Genomic DNA, 8,805 nt, shown 5'->3' with positions numbered 1-8,805 from the left:
ATTTTCCTCACCAAAATTTCGGGTTTATACCAATCCTGACCCCCTGGGTGTGGAACTGGGCGGTACACTGAAAAATGTTATGGCGATCGCATCAGGTGCCTGTGATGGCTTGCACCTGGGAACGAATGCTAAAGCAGCTCTTCTGACGCGTGGACTCGCGGAAATTATCCGGGTTGGCACCGATTGGGGCGCTCAAGCGGAAACCTTCTACGGGCTATCCGGACTGGGAGACTTACTGGCAACCTGCAACAGCGGACTTAGTCGCAATTATCAAGTGGGCTATCAGCTTGCTCAAGGTAAGACTCTCTCAGAAATTCTGGCGAGACTGGAAGGCACAGCAGAAGGGGTAAACACAACTCCAGTGCTGCTAGAGCGAGCGAACCGACAAGGTGTTTCCGTGCCCATTACCTATCAGGTGTATCGCTTACTCCAAGGTGAGATTACTCCGCAAGCGGCTGTTGAGGCATTAATGCTGCGAGACACTAAGCCAGAGTGAGAAACAGAAAGATAAGGGACGGTTTTCTCAAAAAATTTTTTCTTAAGTTTTAGAAATCTTTCAGGAATCCACCCAACTGGTGATGAAGATTAACATAGCCTTTGACCAAGGTCACTATTTCTGAATAGTGAGACGCTTATACTAGAGCTATGAGACAGAGAAGCCCAGTCACTCTACCCAAAGACAGATTTTAGGCGAAATGCCAATGTTGATGTGGCAGTTGAGACTGAAGCGATACGTCAGCACTAGTTATCAGCAAGGACGAAAAGCCCCAACTCGTCATCCTTGTTGGTAAACAAAATATAAGCGCTGTTCTCCGGTCATCAAGGGTGGGAACTCTAGTAATAAGTTGTGACGCACATTTCATTGAGTGCGGTCATCGGTCGTAATTAAGAGATTATTATGCCAGCCACTCCTTTCTATGCCGACACGGAATTCGACCAAGAGCTGTTTCCCTACAGCTTTGAGTCCAATGGTACAAACGAAGAGCTAGAACCATCGGTAGCAGATGATTTGGTTGACCTGGAAAGCGAGGGTACAGACGTTACCAGCTTCTCCAAAACTACCAACCGTCGTACCACTGATCTTGTTCGGTTATACCTCCAGGAAATTGGTCGGGTTCGTCTACTCAGGCGAGATGAGGAAGTCTCGGAAGCCCAAAAAGTTCAGCGCTATATGCGGCTGCTGGACTTGCGAGCTGAGTTTGCCAAGACATCGGATACAGTGATTGAGCGCTATGTCCATCTAATCGAGACTCACGATCGCCTAGTGTCTCAACTGGGCCACCGTCCTTCTTTAGAGCGGTGGGCGGCTACTGCCGGTGTGGAAGTTTCAGACTTAAAGCCAATATTGGCAGCCGGAAAACATCGCTGGGCTGAGTTAGCTGGCCTTTCGGTCAAAGAGCTAGAACACATTCAAGCTCAGGGTAACCGCGCCAAGGAACACATGATTAAAGCTAACCTACGCCTAGTGGTGTCGGTAGCGAAAAAGTATCAAAATCGCGGATTGGAACTCCTAGATTTAATTCAGGAAGGGACTCTGGGATTGGAGCGGGCGGTTGAGAAGTTTGACCCAACCAAGGGTTATCGCTTTAGTACATATGCTTACTGGTGGATTCGCCAAGGCATCACTCGAGCGATCGCAACTCAAAGCCGAACCATCCGCCTGCCAGTTCACATTACCGAAAAGCTCAACAAAATCAAAAAAGCTCAGCGTAAAATTTCTCAGGAAAAAGGTCGCACAGCAACCATTGAGGATATTGCTCTGGAGTTAGACATGACCAAAGAGCAGGTGCGGGAAGTCTTACTGAGAGTGCCTCGCTCTGTTTCCTTAGAAATTAAAGTGGGCAAGGAAAAAGACACTGAATTAGGTGACTTGCTCGAAACAGAAGAAACTTCTCCAGAAGAAGTCTTAATGCGAGAAGCTCTGCAACGGGATTTACAACAACTGTTGGCAGATTTGACCAGCCGCGAACGGGATGTAATTCGGATGCGGTTCGGATTGGGAGATGGTCATCCCTATTCTTTAGCCGAAATTGGTCGCGCTCTGGAGCTATCTCGCGAACGTGTGCGTCAAATCGAAGCGAAAGCTTTGCAGAAGCTGCGGCAGCCCAAGCGTCGCAACCGTGTGCGGGATTATCTGGAAGCTTTGACTTAAGTCGCTCTTAAGGCATTGTCCCTCTTCTAAGTCCTGAGACACTCCCACGACTTCGCTAAGGCTAAAGTCGTGGGATTCTTGTTTCAACCCGGTAAAACGGACGGAAAAGCCGATTCTGCTTTTGGCTGAGCCACAAGCTATAGCTGTCGCCATAAAGCTTATACTGAGTTGCGGTCTAACGTAGAATTTAACAAACCACAGAGGCACAGAGCGCACCGAGGTAAGAGAAAGAGAGAGTTATACCTTTGAATGCAACTTGGTATTAGGACAGATTGAACGGCTAAAACGACCACGTGCCAGTAAAAAACCTCCTGCCTTCTGCCTTTTGCTATAAAACTCAAATGCGGTTTTTTTCTAGATCAGAAACACTGACATCGTAGGAACGCTGGGCGGCTTCGACTGCCGCCTGAGTTTGTGGGCCCCAAATACCGTCAATTTCGCCACGATAGAAGCCCAATTCTTGCAAACGCTTTTGTAGCGCCTCTGTAGCCGAGCTACTAGGAGTATTACTGGTGGGTGTATTCAAGCGACTGGTAGTCGTTCTCGGCGTTGAACGATTACTGGTATTGCTGGGTGTTGAGCGACTGCTGGTATCTCTGGTTGTTGAGCGATCGCTAGTTGTTCTTCGTGTTGAGCGATCGCTAGTCGTTCTCGGTGTTGAGCGGTTGGTAGTCGTTCTTGGTGTTGAGCGATTGGTGGTATCTCTGGTTGTTGAGCGGTTGGTAGTCGTTCTCGGTGTTGAGCGACTGCTGGAATTTCTGCGGACTGATGAAGGATTTGGCCCACCGATCGCTGGCAATGCAGCTAAGGTTTGCGGCCCGACCATTCCATCTGGTGCCAGTCCTTTGGCTTGCTGGAAGCGTATGACAGCCTTTTGAGTTGCTTCATCAAAAATACCGTCGGCACCGCTAGGGAAACCTGCTGCTTCTAAACTTTCCTGAAGAGCACTGACTTGAGAACCGCGATCGCCCAATTGCAAAATGCGTCTAGAAGACTCTCTAACTGACTGTGGACTGGGTAGTGCTTGTAAAATTCGTGATCTCACTCGCTGGGAACCGGTTTTAGATTTCCCTCCCAAAGCGACTAGAGTGTTTCTTCCCACAATTCCATCCGGTTCCAATCCCTTCGCTCGCTGGAATTGGATCACGGCATCCTTGGTCAGAGGATCAAAGTATCCTGTAATATTGGCTTTGAAATAGCCTAGTTCCTGCAACCGTTGCTGAACAGCCGTAACCTCTGCTCCCCGATCACCTTCCTGAAAGGCGGCAGATGCCTGATTCGCCATTCCCAAGATGCCCAGTGCAATACTCAAGGAAAGTAGAGAAGCAGCTGCACTAGTGGAAAACTGGGGCTGATTCCAGACCTGATTAATCGCACCTCTACTCAACTGTTTTAAGCTTTCCCAAGATGAAGTCAAATCCCTGTAATCGGGGTCTGTTGGTGCCTCGTTAGCTAAAGCCAGATGAAGATAGGCAAGGGTTTCCATTATGAAGTCTCCAAAGGGTACTTCGACCCTAACGCGCTAGCGTTTGGTCGTATGGGGAATTTCAAGCCAGGATTTTCCGAATCTTCCCACATTCCCTGTAAATATAGAACAAACTGGGAAGACGCAATAGCCTTTGTAGATTGTCAAGCTCTAGTTTAGGATAAATAGACGCGTGGCGATGCTACAACCTATACCTAGGGAAAATACGCAACCCTGGCATCAAGCCCTTGCGATCGCAATCGATAGGAGCGGCTTTCTGCACTGGCACGGTTGGGAAATGACCCCGCATTAATATATTGACCAAGTTTTGAGTCAGCTAGAGAGGCGCTCGCAAAACCCTCTAGGGCACGTACTTGATAAAGCGTGTTCTCATCAACAAGGGGTACGACTACTACATAGCGATTCCTTTTAACTTCAGCGCTTATTCCTAAAGCTGTCAGCGTCTCTCGACCAGCAATCCCGTCAGGGAAAAGTCCATTGACTCTCTGAAACTGTCTAACAGCCTCCTGAGTTTGTGAACCATAGGAGCCATCAATGCGGCCTGGGTTAAACCCTCTTTGCCTCAACTCTTGCTGAAGGTCTTGCACTTCTGAACCGCGATCGCCAAAGCGTAGTACTGGCGTAGGTGTAAATGGGTTAAATCTCTGGGTTGGAAAATTATTGGATAGAGGGGGAGGAGGTAACATCCCCAGTAAATCGTCTCCATTTGATTGGGGATTAGCCGAACCCAATAAAGCGGTTCTGGTTCGAGAATCAACGATGCCATTTGCATCTATATTGTTGTCTAACTGGAATCGAATTACGGCAGCTTGAGTGGTTGAACCAAAATATCCGGTCAACTGTCCCTTGAAATACCCCAATTCCCGCAAACGCTGCTGAATGGCAGTGACATCCACACTGCGATCGCCTTGTTGTAGCACTTGATTTGGACTACTACCAAAACTAAATTCCTGGCTGGAAATTTGTCTAGTCTGACCAAACTCTGCAAATAGTGCCGACTCGGTTTGTGCTCCCACAATGCCATCAGGATTGAGTCCGTTGCTTCGCTGAAATCGGATGACTGCATCCCTTGTCGCTCGAGCAAAAATGCCATCAGCAGAGCGATTGAGATACCTCAGCTGTCGTAAACGATTTTGAATGAATGTTACATCGGGACCGCGATCGCCTAGTCTAAGGGGTCTTTGAGCGAATGCCTCACCTGCCATTCCCAAAATGCTTAGGATGACCACCAACGAGAGCCAATAAATCTGAGTGGGCAGTACAAGCTTTTGCCGCTTGAACCACTCAAAAAGTTTCAGACTGTCCACAGTGCAAACATCAGTAGCGTCTGTTGCAGATTCATAGGCTAAAGCCACATGAAGATAGGAAAGCGTTTCCATATTAGTTAGGCTAATTTTTCATTATTTTATCAATAAAAAATCGTTTATTGTCGATTTATACAACACTATTTAATACTTTCACTAAATATTACAATGAAACTTTTATTTTTTTAGCGGGTATTTTTTACTGACTATAAATCCCTCCTAAAAATTAAATTATCTTAGACTCTTAGATAATTTAATTAAAGAGCTAAATTGCTATTTACCCATTAAGTTTTACAAGGATTACATAAGGTGGCTTACTTCTGAGTAAAATAGAGAAAATCAGGGGACTTCTGTGAGCAAATATTGTCGAACAGTCTAGCTGGAATTATTTATACAACTTTGCTCTATGCAGGCCGGGTAAAGGATAGCTCTATGCTTACATATAGTAGTTTTCAGTTGCATAAATTACATCAGAAGAATCAAAGTCTCTCTCTTTGTAGGAGAGAGGTCAGAGTGTACCGTATCCAATCTAGAAGGGCTATAGCATCTATAGCGGTTCTCATTGGTCTTCAATATGGTTTTTTGTAGATGCACGACATATCGTGTCGCAACTCGTGTAGTCTATGCAACCGAGAACCGCTCTATTCAATCCCATAAAATGACGAAGCGCCTTATCCACTAATTGAACCGTGGAATATGTTTCAATAAATAATAGGATTTATACAGTCTTTTTTCGGTCTGATAGTTGGCAAAAAGACTGACCCAATCATGTGAGGGGTTAATGCAATGAAAAAAATGAGCCACTGGAGCAAGCCTGTAGCTCTCTTGGCTTTCCTAGTAAGCACTGTGGGAGGTATGAACGCTAATGCCAGCATCTTTACTCGCACCACAGCTGGTAACATGAGGCTTGACTCAGAACCAACTCTGTCTCCGTCTCAGAAGAAGGATAATGTTCAACTAGCACAGCGGCTAGGAGAATGTCGTGCAGCGGCTAGATCGACATTTATCTACCAAGAGCGTTCAACTGCTAATCGAATTAGGGCACTACAGTCCAATGAACAAGTTATCCTGGCAGAGCCCGGTGGTAGGGATGGGTGGATAGCTGTTAGTTCCCCAATTAGCGGATTTGTACAGGCAAAAGACCTCAAACGCTGCACGGAAGCTGCCACGCTTCCGACTAGACGAAATTTGTGCCGCCAAGTTATGTATCAGGGCGTTGAGGGGGTAGCCGTTCGTGAGCAACCCGATGTTACTTCCAGTCAAGTTGATACAGTATTTTTGGGCGATCGCGTTACGCTTTCCAATCCTCCAGAATTCATCACAGATGGGATGGGACGCGAGTGGACTAGACTCGCAACTCCCAGCGTTGGATGGATGTCTAATGGGATTCCTGCTAGAGGAGACATCAATCTGATAGCTTGTTCCCAGTAGTAGGGCGTGTTGATTTTACCCTAGTAGAAACTCGTATTTCCTGTCTGTATTAATAGGCGAAATGAGCCCAGAAATGAATTCTGGGCTCATCGTAAGAATCTCTTTGAATGAACTGGAAGATTTAGAACTTCTGCCAAAGATGGTTTTTAAATACGCCGTTTAAATCAGTCCTAGCTCGCTGCACAACAAAGCAACCAGCACGGCAAAGCCTGTAATTGCTAAAGCAATCAGCGGATGCTGTCCTTGGCTGACGGCAAAAGATGTAACGATCCCAGCCCCTAATCCGGCTGTAACAGCTGCTCCCAGCCAGTCTTTATCAGAATTTTTGTTGTACATCGTTTGTAGTTTATCAGTAAGGTTGTTAAAACGGCGAGTTACAGTTTTAAACCCTACCATCACTTCTCAGTTGGCTTTTCGGTTCCTGGGAGTTTTGCAATTAAGGTTAAAATTTAGCTAATTTTCTTAACACACAGACAAGGCGCAAACATTGCTAGAGCTTGTAAAATGGGCAGCAATCTTTCTCAGAGTTCTATGAAAGAGGATTAGAACGATTAGTCAACGGTTAAAAACCCCTGGCGGTGGGTGCTTCTTCACTGAGTAAATAGATTTTTCACATTTTGTAAAGGGCATCTAACCATGAGCCTTGCTCCCAGGTGTGTCGGCTGGTTGTCTTTCCTTGTTCCCCTCATGGGAACCCTTGCCGCTATTCCAGTAACGGCTAATCCCATTACCCCTGCCTCGAACGGCACTGATACGATTGTCACGCCAGATGGTAATCGATTCAACATTCACGGCGGTACCCTTTCTAGCGATGGTGCCAATCTATTTCACAGTTTCCAGCAATTTGGTTTAGATTCGGGTCAGACTGCCAATTTTTTGTCTAATCCTTCGATTCAAAATATCCTAGGGCGGGTTGTCGGGGGTAATCCTTCGATAATTAATGGTCTAATTCAGGTCACGGGGGGTAACTCTTCCTTATATTTGATGAATCCCGCCGGGATTGTTTTTGGTAAAGATGCCAGTCTGAATGTTCCTGCTTCGTTTACGGCTACGACGGCTACGGGGATTGCCCTAAAAAGTGACAGTGGTGGGAATAATTGGTTTAATGCTGTGGGCAACAATGACTACCAAAACTTAATCGGTACTCCCAGTGAATTTGCCTTTGACTTGTCAAACCCTGGATGCCTCATCAATGCAGGGAATTTAACCGTTTTAGACGGGCAAAGCGTCAGCTTAATCGGTGGCAATGTCATCAACACAGGGCAGGTCAATTCACCATCAGGCAGTATTACTCTCGCTGCCGTACCCGGAAAAAATCTGGTGAGGGTGAGTCAACAGGAACATCTGCTGAGTTTAGAATTTGCACCACCTCGTGACACATCTGGGCAACCGTTACCGCTGACGCCGCTGGATTTACCAACGTTGTTGACGGGAACCCCCTCTAGTGAGTTAACAGGACTGAGTGTTTCCCCAATGGGTACGGTGCAACTAACGAATTCTGGTATGACAGTTCCAACCGAAGCAGGAGTTGTTATCGCCTCTGGCACGGTGAATACTGGCACAACAGCCGTTGGGCAAAATGGTGGTACGGTGAATGTCTTAGGTGACAAGGTTGGACTATTCAGTGCCAATATCAACACGTCTGGCAGCCAAGGCGGCGGGACGGTGCGGATTGGCGGGGATTACCAAGGTGGAGGAACACTGCCCCATGCCTCCCAAACTCTTGTTAGTAATGACTCTGTAATTACTGCCAATGCCCTCGCTCGTGGCAATGGGGGCCAGGTAACGCTCTGGTCAGACCAACTGACCCGGTTCTACGGCAACATCAGCGCCCGTGGGGGGGCATCAGCAGGCAATGGCGGATTAGTTGAGGTTTCTGGCAAACAGTTGCTGATTTTGACAGGATTGGTGGATGCGGGAGCAAGTCCTCAAGGGAATCCAGGCACCTTACTACTCGACCCGAAAAATATCACCATCACCGACCCCAATTCACCCCTAACAACGCTCCTTAATCCAAACCCTGTATACAGTGGCTACTTCGGCTTTTCAGTTGCGGGAGTGGGCAGCAATTTGCTGATTGGGGCTCGACGCAATACGTCGGGAGGAGTTGAGACAGCAGGACAAGCGTTTTTGTTTAATAGCAATGGCACGCTGCTGCAAACCTTGAACAATCCCAACCCTGTAGCTGATGGCAACTTCGGCTGGTCAGTTGCAGGAGTGGGCAGCAATCTGCTGATTGGGTCTCCAGGCAATACATCGGGAGGAGTCACGGAAGCGGGGCAAGCCTTTTTGTTTAATAGCAATGGCACGCTACTGCAAACCTTGAACAATCCCAACCCTGTAGCCGATGGCAACTTCGGCTATTCAGTTGCGGGAGTGGGCAGCAATCTGCTGATTGGGGCTCCACAAAATACATCGGGAGGAGTCGAATA

General features: G+C 47.2%; 7 protein-coding genes. 4 read left to right on the top strand and 3 right to left on the bottom strand.

Features of this window, described 5'->3' with window-relative positions; genetic code table 11:
- A partial coding sequence (locus V6C93_RS29680; RefSeq protein ID WP_333480280.1) for an NAD(P)H-dependent glycerol-3-phosphate dehydrogenase occupies positions 1-496 on the top strand: 496 nt, incomplete at its 5' end.
- 402 nt (positions 497-898) lie between these two features.
- On the top strand, positions 899-2,152 hold the full coding sequence (sigC, locus tag V6C93_RS29675) for an RNA polymerase sigma factor SigC (RefSeq protein ID WP_333480279.1): 1,254 nt from the start codon (positions 899-901) through the stop codon (positions 2,150-2,152).
- Between the two features lie 337 nt (positions 2,153-2,489).
- On the opposite strand, the gene V6C93_RS29670 is transcribed toward sigC, so the two are convergent.
- Together V6C93_RS29670 and V6C93_RS29665 are read right to left on the bottom strand one after the other, a co-directional pair.
- Positions 2,490-3,638, bottom strand: a complete 1,149-nt coding sequence (locus tag V6C93_RS29670; protein ID WP_333480278.1) for a peptidoglycan-binding protein — start codon at positions 3,636-3,638, stop codon at positions 2,490-2,492.
- Between the two features lie 194 nt (positions 3,639-3,832).
- The gene (locus tag V6C93_RS29665; protein ID WP_333480277.1) at positions 3,833-5,017 is read right to left on the bottom strand and encodes a peptidoglycan-binding protein; all 1,185 of its coding nucleotides are present in this window, start codon (positions 5,015-5,017) and stop codon (positions 3,833-3,835) included.
- A gap of 780 nt (positions 5,018-5,797) precedes the next feature.
- Here V6C93_RS29665 and V6C93_RS29660 point away from each other — a divergent pair.
- On the top strand, positions 5,798-6,373 hold the full coding sequence (locus V6C93_RS29660) for an SH3 domain-containing protein (RefSeq protein WP_333480276.1): 576 nt from the start codon (positions 5,798-5,800) through the stop codon (positions 6,371-6,373).
- Positions 6,374-6,532: 159 nt separating this feature from the next.
- On the opposite strand, the gene V6C93_RS29655 is transcribed toward V6C93_RS29660, so the two are convergent.
- Positions 6,533-6,769 carry a hypothetical protein gene (locus tag V6C93_RS29655; protein ID WP_333480275.1) on the bottom strand — a complete coding sequence of 79 codons (237 nt, stop codon included), beginning with the start codon at positions 6,767-6,769 and terminating at the stop codon, positions 6,533-6,535.
- A 240-nt stretch (positions 6,770-7,009) separates the two neighbouring features.
- Here V6C93_RS29655 and V6C93_RS29650 point away from each other — a divergent pair.
- Positions 7,010-8,805, top strand: a 1,796-nt coding sequence (locus V6C93_RS29650; protein ID WP_333480274.1) for a filamentous hemagglutinin N-terminal domain-containing protein, incomplete at its 3' end; no start/stop codon positions are given.

Origin of the sequence: Allocoleopsis sp. (assembly GCF_036703385.1) — a bacterium.
Classification (GTDB): Bacteria; Cyanobacteriota; Cyanobacteriia; order Cyanobacteriales; family Coleofasciculaceae; genus Allocoleopsis.
Note: the sequence above shows the minus strand (reverse complement) of the source record. Positions and strands in the feature narration are given on the sequence as shown.

Coding starts and splice junctions, on each gene's coding strand:
- V6C93_RS29670 (WP_333480278.1), bottom strand. CDS start 3,638: ATGGAAACCCTTGCCTATCTTCATCTGGCTTTAGCTAACGAGGCACCA.
- V6C93_RS29655 (WP_333480275.1), bottom strand. CDS start 6,769: ATGGTAGGGTTTAAAACTGTAACTCGCCGTTTTAACAACCTTACTGAT.
- sigC (WP_333480279.1), top strand. CDS start 899: ATGCCAGCCACTCCTTTCTATGCCGACACGGAATTCGACCAAGAGCTG.
- V6C93_RS29665 (WP_333480277.1), bottom strand. CDS start 5,017: ATGGAAACGCTTTCCTATCTTCATGTGGCTTTAGCCTATGAATCTGCA.
- V6C93_RS29660 (WP_333480276.1), top strand. CDS start 5,798: ATGAACGCTAATGCCAGCATCTTTACTCGCACCACAGCTGGTAACATG.